Below are 20,390 nucleotides of genomic sequence, written 5' to 3' on the forward strand. Positions count from 1 at the left end.
TATAATCGCTTTATGCAAAACGATATTCAGATCAATCACCTCTATTTTAGTTATGATGGCGCTACCGTACTGGAGGACATTAACCTCCAGTACAACACGAGCGAATTTTTAGCCATTATTGGGCCCAACGGTGGCGGTAAAAGCACCCTCTTAAAAATGATGATCGGCTTGCTTGAGCCTGAACGTGGCGAAGTGCTACTTTTTGGTGAAAAACCTTTACATGTAAGCCATGAAATTGCCTATGTTCCCCAAGACACCATCGCCAATAAAGACTTTCCCATCAAAGTGATGGACGTCGTGCTGATGGGCAGACTCTCAAAGTCTAAAGCCTTTGCCACCTATTCAAAAGAAGATCGCGCGATTGCGCTCTCTATGCTTGAAAAAGTGGGGATGCAAGGCTTTGAAAATCAAAAGATCAACACGCTCTCAGGCGGACAGCGCCAACGCGTTTTCATCGCCCGTGCTCTGGCGTGTGAAGCCAAAATTATGTTTTTGGATGAACCAACTGCCAGCATCGACACTGCAGGACAGATCAGTATGTTTAAACTGCTTAAATCGCTCAATGAAACAGTCGGCATCGTCATCATTAGCCACGACATCAATGTAGCGCTCAATTACGCCACCAAAGTTGTCCATATCAACAAAACGCTCTTCGTCCACGATGTACCTAAAACTCAAAATTTTAAAGTCTTTGAAAATCAAAACGAACACGTCTGCCCTGTTGAGCTCATCAGCGCAACCCGTTGCAATCACTTCCCCAAAGAGCTTGCATGATGGATATTTTAAGCTTTGATTTTATGCAAAACGCGCTTTGGGCATCTTTATTAGTCAGCATTATTTGTGGTGTCATTGGGACATTGATCGTCATTAATCGTATGGTGTTTATTGCAGGTGGTATTGCGCATGGATCGTACGGGGGGATTGGGTTGGCACTTTATTTTGGCATCGCGCCCATGCTAGGTGCTTCGCTTTTTGCGCTCTTTTTAGGAGCCATTATCGCGTACATAACACATCAAAACAACGCACGACTGGATTCACTGATTGGTGTTTTGTGGGCATTTGGTATGGCATTGGGCATTATTATGACCGATTTAACGCCTGGGTACAATGTGGATTTGATGAGTTATCTTTTTGGTGCGATTTTATCGGTTGCTCCTGAAGATCTTTACGGCATGAGTGCTGTGTTGGTGTTGGTTTTAGCGTTTGCCATTGTCTTTTACAAGCAGCTTTTAGCCATGAGTTTTGATGCGCAATTTGCCAAACTTCGAGGCATCAATGTCACACTGCTCTATGTTGCTTTGGTTTTAATGGTAGCGCTAGGTGTTGTCATTATCATTCGCGCGGTGGGGCTCATTTTAGTCATTGCGCTGCTGACGATTCCTCCGTATATTGCCGAAAAATTCACCAATTCCGTAGGTGGCATGATGGTGGCATCTTCGCTTCTTTCAGCCCTTTTTTGTACCCTTGGGCTTTACCTCTCGTACCGCTTCAACCTCAGTGGTGGCGCTTCCATCATCCTCGTCGCAACCACGCTTTTTTTCCTACAACTTTTATACAGCAGATTGACCAAAGCTTAGAGCGCATGCAAACCTTCGTTTGCATGCGCTCTAAGCACCAAAAGTGCTAATTAAAGCCTACTCGTTCGTCTTCGGTACTGTTCAATAAAATAAGAGCCTAGTTCCGCAATCACCATACCGCATAAAATCATCCCAGCCCCACACATTTGAGAAAAGCTTAGAAGCTCATTCGCAAAATAGTAACCAAAAATCCCCGCACTCACAGGCTCCATCGTAAAGATAATAGCCGTTTTTGCTGCAGTTGTAAAGCGCTGCATCGCTGTTTGAACCCAAAAGGCAAAAATGGTCGCAAAAATAACCGTAATTGCAATAGCATTGATAAAAAGCAGATCCATTTGAGGCGGAACAATAGAGCCTTCCAAGACAATGCCACCCAGCAAAGAGCAGGTAGCTACGGTTAAAAACTGAATGCTCACCAAAAGATAGACACTGTGTTTTCGAGAAAGATGCCCCGTAAAGACGATATGCAGTGCAAACATTATCGCGCAGATAAACGCATACAGTTCGCCTAACGAGAGTCCAATCTCACTGTTAAGCGTTAAAAAATAGAGCCCAATGGCTGCCACAATAGCGCCTAAAGAGGAGAAAACCGAAGCTTTATGTTTAAAAATAAGATACGAAGCAAATGGAACCACAATCACATTCAGTCCTGTAATAAATCCAACGGTTGAAGAGTAGGTATAGGTCAATGCAAAGGTTTGAAACGCATAGCCTAAAAACATAAAAAGACCCAAAAGTATTCCTGCTTTTAAAACCTCTTTGTTGATCAAACGCAGATGTTTAAACGAAATGAGCGCCATCAAAAGACCCGCTAAGAAAAAGCGCCAAAATAAAAACGTGTAGACCGGTGTTTCATTGACCGCAGCTTGTACCACAAAAAAGGTACTTCCCCACGCTACAGCTACCATCAAAAGTAAAAAATCTGCACCCAATTCTCGCAATTTATGACTCATCACCACACACCTCACACCATAGATAAAATCGGCATTGTAGCACAATGAAGTGTGAAATACAGAATACCTACACTCAAAAATTTTCTGATATGGAAAATTTCCTTTACCTCATTTGTCAGAACATGCTATAATCCAAACTTAGTAAAATATTTTTATGACTATTTAATTTTTGGAGGCTTTGAGTCATGGTTCAACACATTAAAATCTCCCTTTTTTCTCTTGTTTTACTTTGTTCCTTTTTAGACGCGGCAAGCAACGGTGAAACGCTTTTTAAACAGTGTGCAGGTTGTCATGGAGCAGACGGACGCAATAAAGCTTTTGGCAAAAGTGGTATCATCGCAGGTCAAGATGCTGAGGTGCTGCTAGAGAGCCTTAAATATTATAAAGAGACCGAATTTAAAACACATGGAACCTCTTTGGTCATGTCTAAACAGGTTAAAAATATGAATCTACAGGATCTTCAAGATATAGCAACCTATGTCTCCAAATTGCCAAAATAGCGTTTACGCACTCTACAATGCCTTGTTGAGGTGAAAAAGTCTCCCTAAATTCTTATAATCTCAAGGATTTTTGCACTTTTTTACATGTAAGAACTCCTTTATCTTACTTTTATATTCTACTGCTACAATTATGCGCAACGCCATTTAATATAGACTTCTTACAAAACACATTTTGCAAGAAGAAAAAGCACTAAAGATGCGGGGGCATTGCGTCTTGCAAAACGCAGTGTTAATGTAGTCTTTAAAGCTTTGCTATCAAGATGTGTAAAAAGTTCTGCAAGAACTCGAATGAAAGGTTTGAATGAGTCAAGCGATCGTGCGCATGGAAAATGTCAATAAATATTATGACGCGTTTCATGTGCTTAAAAATATTAATTTTTCCGTTACCGAAGGTGAAATCGTTGTCATTTGCGGTCCTAGTGGCAGTGGCAAATCAACATTGATTCGCTGTATGAATAAACTTGAAGAGATTGATAGTGGTGAAATTGTCATCGATGACTACAATCTTTACGATAGAAAAACCAATATCAATCAAGTCCGTGCTGAGACAGGTATGGTCTTTCAGCACTTCAATCTTTTCCCCCATTTAACAATTTTGGAAAATATTACTATCGCGCAACGTAAAGTTAAAGGGATGAGCAAACACGATGCCAACGAAGCAGCGCTTAAATTATTAGAGCGTGTTGGACTCGTGCATAAAGCAGAAGGCTATCCTAATGAGCTGAGTGGCGGTCAAAAACAGCGTGTTGCCATTGCGAGAACACTTGCAATGAAGCCTAAAATTATCCTCTTTGATGAACCAACCAGTGCGCTTGATCCTGAGATGATCGGTGGTGTTTTGGATGTTATGCGCGAACTTGCTCATGAGAACTATACAATTGTATGCGTAACGCATGAAATGGGCTTTGCTAAAGAAGTCAGTGATCGCATCGTCTTTATGGATGAGGGTGTCATTATAGAAGAGGCAACCCCTGAAGCTTTTTTTGCCAACCCCAAAACAGAACGTGCTCAAAAATTTTTACAAGAGATATTAACCCATTAAAAACCAAATCTTTAAGGAGTAGCAATGAAAAAACTTTTAGCAGCATTACTTGTAATGCTAGGTATTAACGCTATGGCTGATGACATCAACCTATGGCAAAAATCAACCCTCAACAGCATCGTGCAAAAAGGGGTTTTAACAGTAGGCTTGGAGCCTGGTTATATGCCATTTGAGATGAAAGACAAACAAGGCAACATCATCGGTTTTGATGTAGATATAGCGAATGAAATGGCAAAAGCCATGGGAGTTAAACTCCAACTGGTTCCCACAGCATGGGATGGCATTATTGCAGGACTTTTGACCGGTAAATATGACATCATTATGTCCGGTATGACGATTACTCAAGAAAGAAACCTCAAAATCAACTTTGCAGATCCTTACATCAGTGTGGGTCAAACCATTCTTGCTTCCAAAAAACATGCCGGTAAAAAATGGAGTGATTTGGATAAACCAGAATACACCATCGTCACAAAAATTGGTGTAACCGGTGAAATCGCCACACGTAAAATGTTTAAAAAAGCAAAAATCAGAACCTTTGAAACCGAAGCAGATGCAGCACAAGAAGTGCTTAATGGCAATGCGGATGGAATGGTCTATGACAAACCTTACAATGCTATCTTCTTCGCTGAAAAAGGTGCCGATAAGTTAGCCCACCTTAGTGATGAACTAACCTATGAACCTCTTGGTTTTGCCATTCGTAAAGGCGATCCAGATTTTCTTAACTGGCTCAACAACTTCCTAAATCAAGCTAAAAATGATGGTACGTACAAAAAAATCTACGACAGATGGTTTGCAGATACCGCTTGGCAAAAAAAGGTAATGTAACCAGTGGCAAAGACAAAACAAAATCTTTTGCACAATAAAGCATTCGGTCATTTTATGGCCGTTGCTTTTTATGTTGCATTTGGCTACTTGCTCTTTACGGCAGCTTCAAATATGAACTACATTTGGAAGTGGACAAGTGTACCGCAATACTTTGCCTATGAAAAAACGCAAACTATTACAGCACCGCTTGATGGTGTCATCCAATTGCATGGTTCCACATTGATTATTCAAGGACACGATGACAGCAAAGAGGTTACCATCGACTCAGAGTATGCTTTGAGTGTTAAAGACGGTGATAGTGTTTATGAAAATGACACCCTTGCTAAAAAAACATCGATGCAAATGGGTCCTTTATTGGAAGGGTTGCTTGTAACACTTGAGATTTCAGGTCTTGCTGCGATTTTAGCCTTTTCGATAGGCTCATTGCTTGCTTTTATGCGTATCTCAAATTATCAATTTTTAAAAGATATTGCAACGGTTTACATTGCAGTGATTCGAGGAACGCCTCTTCTGGTTCAAATTTTTATCTTCTATTTTATTATTGCTACGATCTTTGAGCTTGAACGTTTTCTAGCAGGTGCCGTATCACTCGGACTTTTCTTTGGAGCTTACATTGCAGAGGTTTTACGAGGTGCGATTCAATCCATTGATAAAGGGCAATACGAAGCTGCAAAATCTTTGGGTATGAACTATACGCAAACAATGATTTATATTATTATGCCTCAAGCACTCAAACGTGCACTCCCGACCTTGGTAGGAGAGATGATCGCGCTTGTTAAAGACTCTTCACTCGTCTCTGTTATCTCCATCACCGACTTAACCAAAGTAGGTCGCGAGATTGTTGCAAACACCTTCTCGCCTTTTGAAACATGGCTTATTATTGCTGCCGTCTATTTTGCAATTACCTTTTTGCTCTCTATACTCGGACATAAAATCGAAATGAAAATGAAAAAACAAGGTGGTATGTAAGCGTCAAAGCTTACCTACCATCACACCCTATATTCGTTTAATTCGTTACGCAAATCTTCTAAAATTTCACGCTCTCGTTTGGTAATATAGTGTAGTATCTTCTCACTCATCTCACGATTGGGAAGAATACGCATACAGTAACGATAAGAGTCTTTGTACTCAATCACATTAATGACTTCACCTTGAACGGCTATCTTTTTATCGCCATCCATAGAGATAGAAGCGCTGTTGAGTTCAAATTCAACCAGAACTTTTGCACCGACAAAAATGCCATTATTTTCACTGCTCACCACACCCAACCCGTTCATAGAGAGGTCATACAAACGCCCTATGGTTTGCATGTTACCAAATTGATGCAGATAAACATTGGCGATAATATCAGGATGCACACGAATAAACTCACGTTGCAGTGCAGGCATATTTAAAAGATAGATAAAGTTTTTTAACACGACCGTATTGTTTTGAAAATCACTGTAAACAATATCGGCTTTGAGGTGTTTATTAAAATAGTTATTTTTAACAATAAATGCTTGCCCATCCAGTTTCATCGCAATTTCTTGCAATTGATCGATGCGAAAGGCTACCTGTTCACCTTCAATGTCTACAATACTCGCTTCTGAGCTGATCGGAACCCCTTTATAGAGGTTAAGAAACGTAACGCTTTGATGATCATCCCTCATTGTATGAAAAGCTTCAATGATATTGTTGGTGGGGGTAAACATCACATCGCTGCTAAAGCTGACATCAAAGGCAGCTGTGGGGTTGCACACTTTAGGCGTCACATTACTCTCTAGGAGAGTGATAAAATGACTCACGCAACCGATCAAAAGTTCCACCTGTGGATCAATCGCTTGCTTGCGTGCAAAGGAGAGATAATTTTCAATCAAATAAAAAAGACTGCGATTGATCAAAAAACCAATCATCACACTATCGTGTCGCATACGAACAAAAAGATCTTCTCTGATTTCTTCAATATCACTGTCACGCTTAAATAATCCATGATAAATACTCAAGGCGATCTCTTTTGCCTCATCTTTACTCATAGTTTTATCGTAATGTACACACAAGCAGGTAAAATACTCTGCAAAAGAGAGTTCACACTCTTTCAAAAAAAGCGCAGAAGCAGCTAAAAATTTCTCTTTGTCGCTGAAGGAGATAACTTCTTTTTCCATCGTAGTGTCCCATTAATGATGATTTTGGCTTGATTATATCATTTTTTATTCAGAAGATGTGAAATATCTAAAACGACTTCCGTCCCTATATTTTTTTGCGAATTAATCCGCATGGTAATTTTAAATTCATCACAATAGGCTTTAACAAGGCTAAGCCCTATGCCATATCCTTCCTTGGTTGTATCGGCTTGATAGTAACGATCAAACGCCAAAAAGAGCTCCGCTTCGCTCATACCAAGACCTTGATCTTTAATGACAAGATTCTCTTTTTCTTGAAAGATGTGAATCTCATTATGATCTTTATTGTATTTCAATGCGTTATGGAGAAGATTTGAAATAACTTTGGCAAAGCCATGTTTATCGGCAAAAATTTCTACATGTAAAACCGTACACATAATATTAATGCCTTCTGCGACCTCTTTTTGCTTTTCAATCACACTTAAAATGAGCTCGTCTAAGTAAAATTTTTCGCGAACGTCTTCTAAAATCTCTTTTTTGATGTAATAATCCACCTCTGTATAAAGTGCATACAGATCTTTGCTTGCTAAATCGATACGCCCTAAACGTTTGAGCTTCTTCTCATCGTGCTCATCCGCTTGAAGCATCTGAAGATTGGCATTGATGACAGAAAGCGGAATGTTGAGTTCATGAAGCGTATCTTTGAGTAAAATATCTAAAAAACGGTTAGTTTTCAAAAGAGTAGAGAGACACGATGTTACCGTTACATACCCAACAACTATCGCAAACAAAACGCTTAACCCTAGTATCCAAACCCATGAGTCAATCCAAAAACACAGCAACGCTGTAAAGGTCATGCAGGCAAACAGACTGATACTCAACCCAATAATCGTTCGAACTAAAAAATAATGACCACTACTTCTCAAAACGATACCCAATTCCTCGAATATTAACAATGACTTCTTTGCCAAAAATCTTTTTAAGATTGTTGATATAAACGCGAATAGAGCCTTCATTAATCTCTTCGCTGCTGCTCCAAAGGCGCTCGTGAATCATCTCTTTGGTCACCACGTTTCCACGCTCTTTGACAAGTAAGTAGAGTAGTTCAAAATCTTTGAGGTTAATATCAAGCTCCTCTTTATTGTAAAAAAGACGCTTACGGGCAAGATTGAGTTTATACGCTTCATCGATGCTTAGCCAATCATCCACAATCCCTTTTGCACGCGCAAGCAATGCTTTAATGCGAAGCAATACCTCTTCCAAATCAAACGGTTTTTTGATGTAGTCATCCCCACCTAACATAAAACCTTTTGCAAGGCTCTCTTGATCATTCAGCGATGTGACAAAAATAGCAGGGGTTCGATCGCCTGCCGCACGGAGCTCTTTTAAAAAGTCAAAGCCATTCATATCCGGCACTTTGACATCTAAAAGATAGAGATCAAATTTATGTTCATAACACTGCTTCAGCGCTTCTTTCCCACTTTTCACCAACGTACATTCATATCCATGCCCACTCAAAAAATCTTCGAGCGTTTGAAGCAGTAGCGTGTTATCTTCTAGAATGAGAATTTTATAGGACATGTGTGACACTCCAAGCTAATGTTTCGTTTGCAAACATAGGAACAACGTCACCATAACTGTGTGTGACTACAAAAGGTATTTTTTCTAAAATAACCTCTTTATAGGGGGCTTTATAGTTATAAATGGTTTGTGCATTGTTACTCACAAACGCTTGCAGGTTTGCTAAAGCGTTATGTTTGTCAAAGAGTTCGACCAAAGCCTGCAGCGCGATGGGTGCTGTAAAAACACCTGCTGCACATCCACAGCACTCTTTCTTATGAACCGGATGCGGCGCAGAATCAGAGCCAAACATCACTTTAGGATGGGCTTTAAGGCTTACATGTAAAAGCGCGTCTCTGTCTTCATAACGCTTCGCAATCGGTTTACAAAACAGATGCGGTTGCAACATGCCGCCAGCCACATCATCTAATGTGATTAAAAGATGATGGAGCGTAATCGTGGCATAAAGATTTTCGTATTTGTCCAAAAGTGCCACACTCTCTTTGATCGTAATGTGCTCCATCACAATTTTGAGTTTAGGAAAAGCCATTGCTAGACTTTCATAGATGGAGCCAAACTCTTTTTCGCGGTCCATTACAAACCCATTGGTTTCTCCGTGTACGCATAAAATGAGTCCCAAATCACTCATCGCTTCCAATACAGGACGCAAAACGTCGATGTCCATGCTTGCCACACCGCCCTCAGAATTGGTCGTAATCCCTGAAGGATAGAGCTTCAACGCTTTTACATGTAACGCTGCTTTTTCTAAAAATTCGCGCGTATAATCTGAGCGAAAAAAAAGTGTCATCAAAGGCTCAAACACATTGTTACCAATGGCACTCATAATGCGCTTTTTATAGGCAATGACTGACTCAATGGTCGTAATAGGAGGAACAACATTGGGCATAATGATACCGCCCACAAAGCTGTGCGCACTCAAAGATGCCACCACCTTTAGCATCGCTTCATCACGTAAATGCAGGTGCATATCAAGAGGAGAGATCAGAGTGTGGGTCATTAGAGATGCCTTTTTGGTTTTAATTATATCAAAGCAAGCCCAAAATGTTATACTTCCATCAAAAATGATAAGGCATACCTATGGAATATCGTTACATTGGGAAAAGTGGTCTACGCGTAACACCTATTTGTATGGGAACGATGAGTTTTGGTAGCTGGAGCGATAAAGCTGAATCCTTCAAAATTTTGGATACGGCATACGATCGGGGCATTAATTTTTTTGATACCGCGGAAGTGTATCCGGTTCCTCCACGTGGTGACTATGCTGGAGAGACTGAGAAAATCATTTCTGAGTGGCTTGCGACCAAACCACGTGAAAGCATCATCTTAGCCACGAAAATAGCAGGTGCTGCAAACGGCTGGTTTGTGCCACCCATTCGTTATGGACTCACCGCAATTGATCGTTTTCACATTCAACGCGCTGTGGAAGGAAGTTTAAAACGTCTCAAAATAGACTATATCGACCTTTACCAAGTGCATTGGCCCGATGAGCTCGTTCCCAAAGAAGAGTCGATGCGAGCACTCGACGAACTGGTTAAAAGCGGAAAAGTACGCTACCTCGGCACCTCCAATGACTCAGCGTATGGACTCACCAAATCAAACACGATTGCTCAGTATGAAAAACTCGCTCGCTTTGAGTCGATCCAAAACAACTTCTCACTGCTCAATCCACGCTTTTTGGATGAACTTTCCAACATCTGCCGTAAAGAAAATGTCTCACTGCTTCCTTACTCACCAATGGCAGGCGGTGTTTTGAGTGGTAAATACAACCAAGCCTTCATCGACCCCAAAAGTCGTTTTGGTGAGTACCTTCAAGCAGGAGAACCCAGACAAAAAGCGATGTACAAACGTTTTGTCAATGAAAAATCACTCGTAGCAACCGCTAAGTACATTGAAATTGCCAAACAATACAGCATGAGCCCGGTTACACTCGCCGTTGCATGGAGCATGCACTTTGATTTTGTCGCCTCCACCATCATCGGAGCACGTTACGCCACACAACTTGAAGAGAGTTTTAAAGCGCTTGAACTCAAGCTCACACCTGAGATTTTAAACGAATGTGAAAAAGTGCAAAAAGAGATTTTATACCCGATGGGGTGAGTTTACATGTAAGGTTTTCAGCCTTACATGTAAAAAATTTTTAGACTTTTGATTTGGCAAATTCTGGGTATGCTTCTAAACCACACTCTTCGAGATCAAGCCCTACGTATTCATGTTCTTCGTCACTTCTTAGACCAATCATTTTTTTAATTAGAACAAACGCAATATAGGAAATTGGGAAGGTAAACAATCCTGTTAACGCAATGCCTTTTAGTTGTGCAAGCAGTGAAAAATCGGCAAAGAGTGCTACGGCAAGTGTACCCCAAATGCCATTGACCAAATGCACAGAAAGCGCTCCTACGGGATCATCAATTTTGAATTTATCAAAGAGTGGAACAGCAAAAACGACTAAAGTTCCACCGATGGCACCAATGACAATCGGCTCCCAAAGTCCAACTACATCGGCACTCGCCGTGATAGCCACAAGACCGCCCAAAGCGCCATTGAGTATCATCGTAATGTCCAGTTTTTTATACTGAAAATAGATAATCACCGCAGCACTGATTGCGCCTGCAAGTCCTGCGGTGTTGGTATTAACAATGATGAGCCCCACAAGGTCGGCATTGTCAACACTGGAGATGTGAAAAGCACTGCCACCGTTAAAACCAAACCAACCGATCCAAAGCAACATCGCACCAAGGGTGACCAGTGGAATGTTAGATGCAGGAATGGCACGTACCTGTCCCTCTTTTCCATAACGCCCTCGCCTTGCGCCTAAGACCAAAATGCCTGCTAGCAGTGCCCAGCCACCTACAGAGTGAATGACCGTACAGCCTGCAAGATCATGCACCTCTTTTAAAAAGCCTCCACCCCAAATCGCATTGCCTACCATCGGATAGATAAATCCACTCATTAAGACCGCAAAGATCATAAAAGGGATGATGCGAATACGCTCACTCACACCACCACTCATAATCGAAACGGTTTTACTGACAAATGCCATCTGAAAGAGGAAATAAGCATACGCACTGTAGCCCTCAACGGCAACACCGTTTATAAAAAGGCCACTTCCACCAAACATGAGATTATAACCCCACAGCAGAAAAACAGACGACGTAAGGGCGTAGAGCATCACATTACCTGTCAAAACAGCGGAGACATTTTTACTGCGAACCAGCCCTGCTTCAAGCATGGCAAAACCTGGAACCATCAAAAGAATTAAAACAGAAGCAAACAGAAGAAAGAAGGTGTCGATAACATACTGAATTGAAGATACATCCATTACATGTAACCTTTGTGTGAACTAAAATGTAATGGAGGATTGTACAAAAAAGGGCGGATACTAGGTGATTAAAATTTAATCACCTAGCGTTAATTTCTAGATAGCATCTTCGTTTTCTTCACCCGTTCGAATGCGGATCACACGCTCAATATTACTCACGAATATCTTACCATCGCCTATTTTACCGGTCTTTGCAGCTTCTGTGATGGTTGCAATCACTTTGTCTACATTTTCATCAGCAACAACGATGTCCAATCTAATTTTTGGTAAAAAGTCAACCACATACTCTGCACCACGGTAGAGTTCAGAGTGTCCTTGTTGTCTGCCATAGCCTTTGACTTCGTGCACGGTCATACCGGTGATTTCAACACTGGCAAGCGCATCTTTGACCTCTTCAAGTTTAAAAGGTTTGATAATCGCTTCGATTTTTTTCATGATTTTTCTCCTCTAGTGTTTCAAATTGGGTCTATTTTACCTTAAATTATTTTAAATATGCTTTGAGAATTTTTTGTGGTTGCATCGGCATGTCTCTGCCATCGGTTGCAACATTTTCAAGCTTACGAACCACATCCATGCCTTCAATAACCTCACCAAAGATGGTATGTCTGCCATTGAGATGTGGGGTGGGAACGGTGGTGATAAAAAACTGGCTTCCATTGGTATTGCGACCTGCATTTGCCATCGCTAACATACCTGCTTTGGTAAACATCACGTTGGGTTTAAACTCATCTTCAAACGGCGTTCCATAAATCGACTGACCACCGCGACCCGTCCCTGTGGGGTCACCCCCTTGAATCATAAAGTTTTTGATAATACGGTGAAAGGTCAATCCATCGTAGTAACCTTTTTTCACCAAACCTTCAAAATTTTCGCATGCTTTAGGGGCAACTTCGGGTTTAAGGGCAAACACAATGGTTCCTTGGGTTGTTTCAAACACCACATCTTTCGCAAGAAGTGCACTCCAAAGCCCTAAAAATAGAACAAAAATCACTTTTTTCATTTACTGATCTCCAATAAGTTTTGTATTGCGGAATCGATACATTTTATTTTTCACTTTCTCTAATATACCAACCTTAATAAGCTGCTGAAACATATGCACCACAGTTGGTTTACTCACACCGATATTGTCAATAATATCTTGATAGGAGCCATTAAAGATCTTATTTTCATCCAAATGGTTGATGATGTATTTTAAAATTTCAATTTTTTTACCGCCAATCAGTGCGGCAAGCCCTTCGATAATAAACGAACACCCCTGAATCTCTTTACTATGGAGTTTTGGAAGCATCGCAGTGTAGATATTGCTAATCAAATCTTTGACATTAATCGGTTTCATAATAAACCCATCCACCTTCAAGGTGATCGCTTCCATAAGATACTCCGTCTCCGTAAACGCTGTTGTAATAATCACAGGAATGTCTTTATTATGCTCTTTTTTAAGCTTTTTAAGCATTTCAATGCCATTCATCCCCGGCATTAAAATATCGGTCACGATAATATCAATCTCTTTTTCGAGTGCAATTTTCAGCCCCTCTTCACCGTTTGAGGCAAGATACACCTCTTTCACAAAGTCTTTCAAAATCATCTGTGTCTGCATCTGAACCGATTTTTCATCTTCGACGTATAATACGACGCAGTCTTTTAACCCATTAAAATCCATCTTATTTTTCCTCCTTTTTTTCAAGTGGTACTAAAATTGTAATAATGGCACACTTCTCATAGCGTTTGCCGTTTTGAAAAACATACGTGATATTGGTACCACTCATACTTCCTTGCATCTGTTTTTCAATAATCTGTTTTGACATGTAAAGTCCTATTCCTGTACCTGAAGATTTGTGTTTGGTCGTAAAATAGGGCTCAAACATTCTATCTTGTACCTCATCGCTAATGCCACCTCCGTTATCAATAACACTCACAACTGCGTTATTCGCCTCTTTGGTTACTACCACTTCTATCAGCTTTTCGTCCACAGCGCGCTCTTCAAGAGCATCTTTGGCATTGGAGAAAAGATTCATCACCACTTGAGAAAATTCATTGGGATACCCACAAATCTGCACATCGTGAGTACAATTTAAAAAGATCTCAATCCCTGATTTTGCATAATACTCTTGCACCAATTTCAGACTATACAACACGGTCTCTTTGACGCTAAATTCCTCTTCGCTGTGGTTAGGTTTGAAGAAGTTGCGAAAATCATCAATCGTATGCGACATCAAGGAGGCAAGCTGAATGCCTTCATCGACCTGCTTGTCGATAAATTCATCACTCAGCGCTAATCCTGCCATGCGTTTCATCTGAAAACTTTGAATAATCAGTACAATGGCATTGAGCGGTTGACGCCATTGATGCGCAATATTGCCGATCATTTCACCCATTGAAGCAAGCCTTGATTGGCGAAACATGATCTGATCTTTTTGACGACTCTGCTCGACTTCATGCTGCACTTTCAGCTCAAGATTGCGGTTGAGTTGCTGCAACTCTTGCGTTTTGGCATCAACCATTTTTGCAAGTCTTGCGTGAAGTAAGCGAATATTTTGCAATAATACAATCGCTAAAAGCGCTGCAAAAGCAATCGTACCCAGTGTGGCGACAACGATCCACTCAAATGTGTTGTCATACACTTTTGTCGTGCGTGCATAGCCCTCTTTCGCGCCATCCAGATTGAGGTTAATCAGCCCTGTTAGATCAATATTGATAGAGTAAACACTGGGGTAAAGCTCATTTTGGAGTGTATCAATTGCTTTGAGCGCCTGTTTGGTCTCAAAATAGCTAAACATCTTAAGTAAAATACCATCGATGGTGTGAATTTTCTGTTCTATCCTAGAGGTTAACATATCATCCTCATTGGTTTTAAAAAAGGATTTACTATTGGCATTCATCAACCCCCATGATCGCGCTAATTTGATCAGCCAATCGCTCTCATCAATGCCTAAACTGTTCTTATACTCTTGCAACTCTATCTTAATCAGCTCTTGCGCAAGGGCAATCACAACTTGTCCTTCATGGGCACTGATGGAACCTTTTTCAATGTCTCGAATCGTGTCTAAGATATTGACCGTATAAATGTCTTTTAGGTTTTCAAGGCGAATCGTGGGGAGCATACGTTTGGTATACAAAATATCAAAATTGTCTTTAATGCGGTTAATGCTCATATGGGCAAAACTCCCAATAAAAAGCATTCCAACCACCATGATGAGAAAAAGAAGCGTTGTCTTTTTCGCAATTGTCATCTCATCGATGCTACCCATAAAATCACTGAAAGGGTTATTGTTCATCACTTTTTCCTACTGAGTAAAAGTCATCATCGACATACTCGCTTAAATGCACGCGATGCAAGCATTTACACCGTTCATCCCTGTTTTTAGAGACAGCGGTCTCATCGAGCGTTTTAGAAAAACTTCCCAGCGCTTTGATAAATTCCTCTTTGGTAAACTCTTGACCTAAACTCTTAAACACTTCGGTGATCATACGCGCAGCAAAATAACCTTCCAAAGAGACATGCCCTAATGCTTCTTTGGGATAATATTTGCGCATCAACATACGGTAATTTTCCACCTCTTCCACCTCTGACGTCCAAGGAGAAGGCACCACTTGCGCAAACGTGATACCTTTGCCCTGACCGTGCAAAAGGTCGATCAAAGGTTTAGGTTCAACAAACGAAAAGAGTCCAAATTGTACCTCTTGACGTATTTTTGTACTCTTGCGTGCCCGCTTGATAAACTCCGCGACAGGATTGGTTGAGCCTATCATCAAAATCACTTCAGGATTGCACAGTTCGATCTCATACAGCGCATTTCCCACCGAAAGCGTATTGCGTTTGTAACTTCCCTCACCCACAAGCACTAAATTGCGTTTGGAGAGAGCCATTTTAACACCCTTAAGCCCTGCTCTTCCAAAGCTATCGTTTTGATAAAAAAGGGCAAAACGCTTGTATTTCAAATCATCCGCATAATACTGCACCAACTTTTCGATCTCATCAAGATCACCCGCTCTGGCATTGAGGACAATGGGATTGGGAGGATTGCGTAAAAATTCGGCACCTGAATACGCACCCACAAAGGGAATGCGTTTTTCAATGGCGATAGGAAAGACTTCTTCGGTTACAGGGGTTCCGATAATGCCAAAAAGCGCAAATACTTTCTCTTTTTCAATCAGTTCATGCACATTTTCAATAGCAATTTTAGGCTCATAGCGGTCATCTTTGGCGATGATCTCGATTTTTCGACCGTAAACACCTCCCGTGTCATTGAGGTTTTGCAGGTAAATTTCAGCGCCTAAGAGAAACTGATTGCCGACACTATTGAGCCCACCACTAAACGGTCCGCTCATTCCCAAACGAATGATGTTGCCTTCAAATTTTGTGTTTGAGAAGTAGTAAGGCAGCAGTAGCGTTAACACAACAAGGATAACTCCTACGAATTTGCGCATCTTTTTTTAGCTTTCATCTTATTTTAGCGATATAATATCAACTATTTTTTATAAAAATGCTTAAATAGTAAAAAAATATTTACTTAACCAATGTTTTTGAAACAAATGAAAGAGAGTTAAAAAATGACCTGCAAAATTTGTGATTTTGATACAAAAGCGTTTGACGATCCAGACCTTCATAAACAGTTTTACCTCTGCCCAAACTGCCAGTGCATCATGCTTGATCCTTGCTTCCAGCTCTCATTAGAAAAAGAAAATAGCCTCTATGACAACCATCACAACTCGTTGGAGAATGAAGGCTATGTGAAAATGTTTGAGGATTTTTTAGATTTTTTTTGGAATGATCTTACATGTAAAGAAAAAGGGTTCGACTTTGGATCAGGCCCAACGCCTGTTTTAGCGGAATTGCTTCGTCAACGAGGTGTCAAAGTTGATCATTACGATAAGTTCTATCAACCCCTCCGATGCTTTAAAAATCAAACCTATGACTTCATCACGTCTACGGAGGTTTTTGAACATTTAGAAGATCCTGTAGCAACACTGAGCCTTTTAAGCCAGCATCTTAACCCAGAGGGAATGATCGCACTGATGACACTCTTTCACACCAATGATGAAGCCTCTTTTTTAACATGGTGGTACCGAAGAGATCCTACGCATATTACGTTTTATACGCCACATACGCTTGATGTTTTAGCTAAAAAATGTGGATTGGAGATTATTAAAACGGATGGAAAGCGGATCGCAATTTTAAGAAAAAGGTAGCGATGGGTGGCGCTACCTCTGATTTGAACTTTAAAGGCTTATCGGTAGTGACGATCATAACGATTGTAACGATCATGATGATGTCGCGGTGGATAATAGTAACGTGGAGGATCAACATAGATCACGCGCTCTTGTACATAAACAGGCTCTCTGTAAACAACCGTTGGTCTTGTCTCGTAGTAGGTTGGACTTTCAACATACCGTGTTGGTTGTTGAGCCGCATTAATAATGCCTCCCAATAAAACAGCTGCACCTGCACCTAACAATACTCCTTGTTCTCTATCGCCCCACGCATAAGAATTCGTCGTTACACCGAGCACCAACAGGATTGAAACTAAACTCATTTTTAACATTTTCATTGGATACTCCTTTCGTTTATTTGGTAGAATCCTACCAGAGAATTGTGAAGTATTTGTGAAATCAATCGCGCATTTGCTCTCTTACATGTAAAAATTCATCCAAGTGCTCAAAGAAAATATCGATCAGCTTAGGATCGAAATGCTTCCCTCTTTCGCTCTGGAAAAGTGCGAAAATTTTCTCATCGTCCCATGCAGATTTATACACGCGTTCGCTTCCAAGGGCGTCAAAAACATCTGCGAGTGCTGTAATACGCCCGTAAATATGAATCTCCTCACCACTTTTTTGTTCAGGATAGCCTGTGCCATCGTACTTTTCATGATGCTCTTTGGCGACAATCGCCGCAATTTTCAGCAAAGGACGTGTGGAATGCTTGAGCATCTCGTACCCTAACATGGCGTGGGTATCCATGATCGCACGCTCCTCTTCATCAAATCTGCCCGGTTTGTTTAAAACACGATCAGGGATGCCAATTTTACCGATGTCGTGCATCGGAGATGCCAGTTTGAGCATTTCCGCCTCTTCTTCATCCAACCCGTAATGCAACGCAAGAATTTTAGAGTACTCTGCAACGCGCTTCACATGATTTCCGGTCTCTTGGGAGCGACTTTCACCAATGGCACCCATCGTAAAAATAACCTCTTTTTGCGTATCTTCGATCTCTTGATTGAGTGCATTTACCTCTTGCAAACCCTCTTCTATTTTTGCTTCAACCTCATCCATGCTCAGCGAGACATTGCGCGAAACTTTAAGGGAGAGCAACACAATAAATACAATCGTTGCGATACCGACAAAGAACTGGATTATCCGCATCTGGTCAATAAACTCATTCGATAATTGTGAGATCGTTTTTTCTAAGGCAATGCTGACATTTTTGTTCTCATCCAATACATTAGAGGCTTCTGTGATCGTCTCATTTTCAATCGCTTTGGTCTGTTCAATTTTAATGGCTTTCTCTGCGATAATGCCCACGACTTCTTTGTAATAGAGCAAATTTTCATGCAAATCACCCTCTGTTTCATTTGCGGTGGCATCAAGGAGCAGATCAATAGGTGCCAGCCATTTTTGCAACGTCACTTCATTGCCATGTTGGCAAAGCGTCTCTTTGCTGTAGTATCTCAAATCACTCAATGCTTTGATCTGCTCTAATTGATTATTGTGCAAAAGATGCTCTTGAATTTCAAGGCGTGCACGATTTTCTTCGGGATAAAGTGCATTAAAGATCGTGATATAATCAAGTTTTTCACGCTCAAGGTTAAAAAGCGCATCGTACATCAGCTCGATGCGATGCTCATTGGCATACAGCGCATTGAGGTAGTTTTGAATCACGTTATCTTCGCGAATATTGACGATAAACGTATTGATCATCGTAGAATGAGAGTGCGAAGAGAGTATGGCGCGTAAATCTTCAAAATTCTTTTCATACATTACAAATTCTGTATGCAACTGCTCTAATTTAAGAACGTCTCCTAGTTTGGTGCTTTCAAGGATGATGTCATTCATCCCCTCTTGCATCAGTAAAATTGCGGAAATATTTTCGCGAAACGTGTTGTTTTCTTTAATCTGATAAGTGATAACGGCACTAATACCTCCTAAAAAAAGCAACAACGCAATAATCACAACAAAGCTCAGTTTGACTTTCGTGCGAATATTCATAACACTCCTTTGAGCTAAAAAACTATTTTATCACTTTTTGTACCCACTTCCAATAGAATCCAAACACGATAAAAAAGAGTCCCAATCCACCCGTAATCAGTGACAACGAAAGTCCCCATTCAAACAAGATGCCAATGGCAAACGAGGTGAGTGTGCACATACCCATAAAGACCATATCGTTATAGGCGATGACTCTGCCGTAAAAGGCTTCATCGGTTTCGTATTGTAAAAGCGTATACGTATAAGACCATAAGCTTGTGGTAAACAGTCCGCACACAAAGATCCCGATGAAACTGAGGTAAAAATCATACTGCAACACACCCCAGAGGATAATGCCAATCCCTTGAATGATAAAGATATAAAAAAGAGTCTCTTTCGTGATATAACGACTGAGTAAAAATTGCCCTAAAACCTGCGAAATCGCACGCGAAGCGTTGATAAAGCCCATAACGAGCGCAATAGATAAAAACTGTTTGTATTGATGATCTGCCAAAAGCGCAATGAGCGCGTCATACGCTGTTAGTCCTACACTCGCGTGCAGAAAAATCAGATGCATAATCTTTGGATTTTCTTTGATATAGACAAATCCACTCCAAATCATCGCCTTTACATGTAAAGCATGTTGACTCGCGATGGAAGGAATATCTAAACCCAAAAGCAGGTAAAAACTGATGCTATACAGTACCATATCGGCGACAAACGCACTGGTTGTTCCAAAATAGTGAATGTAAAACCCCGCCACCGCCATGCCAAACGCATACGAAATAGACCAGATCATCGAATGAATTTCATTGGCAAGTTTGAGCTCATCGTTGTTTAAAAGTTTGGGTAAAAGTGACATCTCCGTTTGAAAGTAGATACTTCCCGTTCCCATACGGATAAAAATCAACCCGAGCAAAATCCACAGCGCATCTAACGAAGTGATAAACATAAGCCAAAAAACCGTTATGATTTCGATCGCGGTTAAAAAAAGCATAAACTTTTTCGTATCGATTTTATCGATAATTGCTCCGCTAAAAGGGGCTAGAAGCATCGAAGGCAAAAACGTCAATCCCGCCGCCGCACTGAGTGCCCAAACAGGTGCATCGAGCTGAATCAAAAGGGTATAAATTCCCATGTGGCTAAACCATGCACCAAAATAACTAATCAGCTGAATGATGCTTAAACGACGAAGCGTTGTGTTGTTGCGTAACAACTCAACATACTGTTCCATCTCTTCTCCTAAATTCTTTCACCGCCATTGTAACTTTTCATACGCTCTTTTAAGCTTTTGCGGGTATTCATGCGTCCT

22 protein-coding genes are annotated in these 20,390 nt (G+C 40.8%); 8 read left to right on the forward strand and 14 right to left on the reverse strand.

The window, feature by feature from the left end:
* The first annotated feature begins 12 nt into the window (after positions 1–12).
* Both JU57_RS11110 and JU57_RS11115 read left to right on the forward strand, forming a co-directional pair.
* The gene (locus JU57_RS11110; RefSeq protein WP_037960991.1) at positions 13–774 is read left to right on the forward strand and encodes an ABC transporter ATP-binding protein; all 762 of its coding nucleotides are present in this window, start codon (positions 13–15) and stop codon (positions 772–774) included.
* Entirely contained in the window at positions 771–1,577 is an 807-nt protein-coding gene (locus JU57_RS11115) for an iron chelate uptake ABC transporter family permease subunit (protein WP_037960993.1), read from the forward strand. Before JU57_RS11110 ends, JU57_RS11115 begins: the two co-directional genes overlap by 4 nt.
* Before the next feature lie 50 nt (positions 1,578–1,627).
* On the opposite strand, the gene JU57_RS11120 is transcribed toward JU57_RS11115, so the two are convergent.
* Positions 1,628–2,530, reverse strand: a complete 903-nt coding sequence (locus JU57_RS11120) for a DMT family transporter (protein ID WP_037960995.1) — start codon at positions 2,528–2,530, stop codon at positions 1,628–1,630.
* A gap of 185 nt (positions 2,531–2,715) precedes the next feature.
* Between JU57_RS11120 and JU57_RS13815 the strand changes: the two genes are divergently transcribed.
* The 4 genes from JU57_RS13815 (at position 2,716) to JU57_RS11140 (ending at position 5,866) form a co-directional block, all read left to right on the forward strand.
* Positions 2,716–3,030, forward strand: coding sequence for a c-type cytochrome (locus JU57_RS13815; RefSeq protein ID WP_051906826.1), 315 nt, complete (start codon positions 2,716–2,718; stop codon positions 3,028–3,030).
* 301 nt (positions 3,031–3,331) lie between these two features.
* Positions 3,332–4,072 carry an amino acid ABC transporter ATP-binding protein gene (locus tag JU57_RS11130; protein ID WP_037960998.1) on the forward strand — a complete coding sequence of 247 codons (741 nt, stop codon included), beginning with the start codon at positions 3,332–3,334 and terminating at the stop codon, positions 4,070–4,072.
* A 24-nt stretch (positions 4,073–4,096) separates the two neighbouring features.
* Positions 4,097–4,897, forward strand: coding sequence for a transporter substrate-binding domain-containing protein (locus JU57_RS11135; RefSeq protein ID WP_037961001.1), 801 nt, complete (start codon positions 4,097–4,099; stop codon positions 4,895–4,897).
* 3 nt (positions 4,898–4,900) lie between these two features.
* Positions 4,901–5,866, forward strand: a complete 966-nt coding sequence (locus JU57_RS11140; protein ID WP_037961006.1) for an amino acid ABC transporter permease — start codon at positions 4,901–4,903, stop codon at positions 5,864–5,866.
* 20 nt (positions 5,867–5,886) lie between these two features.
* On the opposite strand, the gene JU57_RS11145 is transcribed toward JU57_RS11140, so the two are convergent.
* Genes JU57_RS11145 through pyrC form a run of 4 tightly spaced genes read right to left on the reverse strand, consistent with a single transcriptional unit; the run spans position 5,887 to position 9,574 of the window.
* On the reverse strand, positions 5,887–7,038 hold the full coding sequence (locus JU57_RS11145; RefSeq protein ID WP_037961009.1) for a PilZ domain-containing protein: 1,152 nt from the start codon (positions 7,036–7,038) through the stop codon (positions 5,887–5,889).
* Between the two features lie 38 nt (positions 7,039–7,076).
* Positions 7,077–7,952, reverse strand: coding sequence for a HAMP domain-containing sensor histidine kinase (locus tag JU57_RS11150; RefSeq protein WP_037961011.1), 876 nt, complete (start codon positions 7,950–7,952; stop codon positions 7,077–7,079).
* Positions 7,912–8,577, reverse strand: a complete 666-nt coding sequence (locus tag JU57_RS11155; protein ID WP_037961013.1) for a response regulator transcription factor — start codon at positions 8,575–8,577, stop codon at positions 7,912–7,914. The genes JU57_RS11150 and JU57_RS11155 overlap by 41 nt, the downstream gene beginning before the upstream one ends.
* Positions 8,567–9,574, reverse strand: a complete 1,008-nt coding sequence (gene pyrC, locus JU57_RS11160) for a dihydroorotase (RefSeq protein WP_037961016.1) — start codon at positions 9,572–9,574, stop codon at positions 8,567–8,569. Before pyrC ends, JU57_RS11155 begins: the two co-directional genes overlap by 11 nt.
* Positions 9,575–9,654: 80 nt before the next feature.
* Between pyrC and JU57_RS11165 the strand changes: the two genes are divergently transcribed.
* Complete coding sequence (locus tag JU57_RS11165; RefSeq protein ID WP_037961019.1) at positions 9,655–10,674, forward strand: aldo/keto reductase; 1,020 nt, start codon at positions 9,655–9,657, stop codon at positions 10,672–10,674.
* A gap of 40 nt (positions 10,675–10,714) precedes the next feature.
* On the opposite strand, the gene JU57_RS11170 is transcribed toward JU57_RS11165, so the two are convergent.
* The 6 genes from JU57_RS11170 to JU57_RS11195 all read right to left on the reverse strand — a co-directional run bounded on the left by JU57_RS11170 (position 10,715) and on the right by JU57_RS11195 (position 16,294).
* A complete protein-coding gene (locus JU57_RS11170) occupies positions 10,715–11,896 on the reverse strand; it encodes an ammonium transporter (protein WP_037961021.1) in 1,182 nt (393 codons plus the stop codon).
* A gap of 96 nt (positions 11,897–11,992) precedes the next feature.
* Positions 11,993–12,331 carry a P-II family nitrogen regulator gene (locus JU57_RS11175; protein ID WP_037961023.1) on the reverse strand — a complete coding sequence of 113 codons (339 nt, stop codon included), beginning with the start codon at positions 12,329–12,331 and terminating at the stop codon, positions 11,993–11,995.
* 46 nt (positions 12,332–12,377) lie between these two features.
* Positions 12,378–12,896, reverse strand: a complete 519-nt coding sequence (locus JU57_RS11180) for a peptidylprolyl isomerase (RefSeq protein WP_037961025.1) — start codon at positions 12,894–12,896, stop codon at positions 12,378–12,380.
* On the reverse strand, positions 12,897–13,556 hold the full coding sequence (locus JU57_RS11185; protein ID WP_037961027.1) for a response regulator: 660 nt from the start codon (positions 13,554–13,556) through the stop codon (positions 12,897–12,899).
* 1 nt (position 13,557) lies between these two features.
* Positions 13,558–15,171, reverse strand: a complete 1,614-nt coding sequence (locus tag JU57_RS11190) for an ATP-binding protein (protein WP_037961030.1) — start codon at positions 15,169–15,171, stop codon at positions 13,558–13,560.
* Positions 15,161–16,294, reverse strand: coding sequence for an ABC transporter substrate-binding protein (locus tag JU57_RS11195; protein ID WP_294877205.1), 1,134 nt, complete (start codon positions 16,292–16,294; stop codon positions 15,161–15,163). Before JU57_RS11195 ends, JU57_RS11190 begins: the two co-directional genes overlap by 11 nt.
* A 153-nt stretch (positions 16,295–16,447) precedes the next feature.
* Between JU57_RS11195 and JU57_RS11200 the strand changes: the two genes are divergently transcribed.
* Positions 16,448–17,086 (forward strand): class I SAM-dependent methyltransferase, encoded by a 639-nt coding sequence (locus JU57_RS11200; RefSeq protein ID WP_037961037.1) that lies wholly within the window; start codon positions 16,448–16,450, stop codon positions 17,084–17,086.
* Between the two features lie 38 nt (positions 17,087–17,124).
* On the opposite strand, the gene JU57_RS11205 is transcribed toward JU57_RS11200, so the two are convergent.
* The 3 genes from JU57_RS11205 to JU57_RS11215 all read right to left on the reverse strand — a co-directional run bounded on the left by JU57_RS11205 (position 17,125) and on the right by JU57_RS11215 (position 20,312).
* Positions 17,125–17,430, reverse strand: coding sequence for a hypothetical protein (locus JU57_RS11205; RefSeq protein ID WP_294877207.1), 306 nt, complete (start codon positions 17,428–17,430; stop codon positions 17,125–17,127).
* 76 nt (positions 17,431–17,506) lie between these two features.
* Positions 17,507–19,099 (reverse strand): HD domain-containing phosphohydrolase, encoded by a 1,593-nt coding sequence (locus JU57_RS11210; protein WP_037961042.1) that lies wholly within the window; start codon positions 19,097–19,099, stop codon positions 17,507–17,509.
* Positions 19,100–19,121: 22 nt separating this feature from the next.
* Entirely contained in the window at positions 19,122–20,312 is a 1,191-nt protein-coding gene (locus JU57_RS11215) for an MFS transporter (RefSeq protein WP_037961045.1), read from the reverse strand.
* Positions 20,313–20,390 lie beyond the last annotated feature (78 nt).

The organism is Sulfurospirillum sp. SCADC (assembly GCF_000743525.1).
Taxonomy (GTDB): domain Bacteria; phylum Campylobacterota; class Campylobacteria; order Campylobacterales; family Sulfurospirillaceae; genus Sulfurospirillum.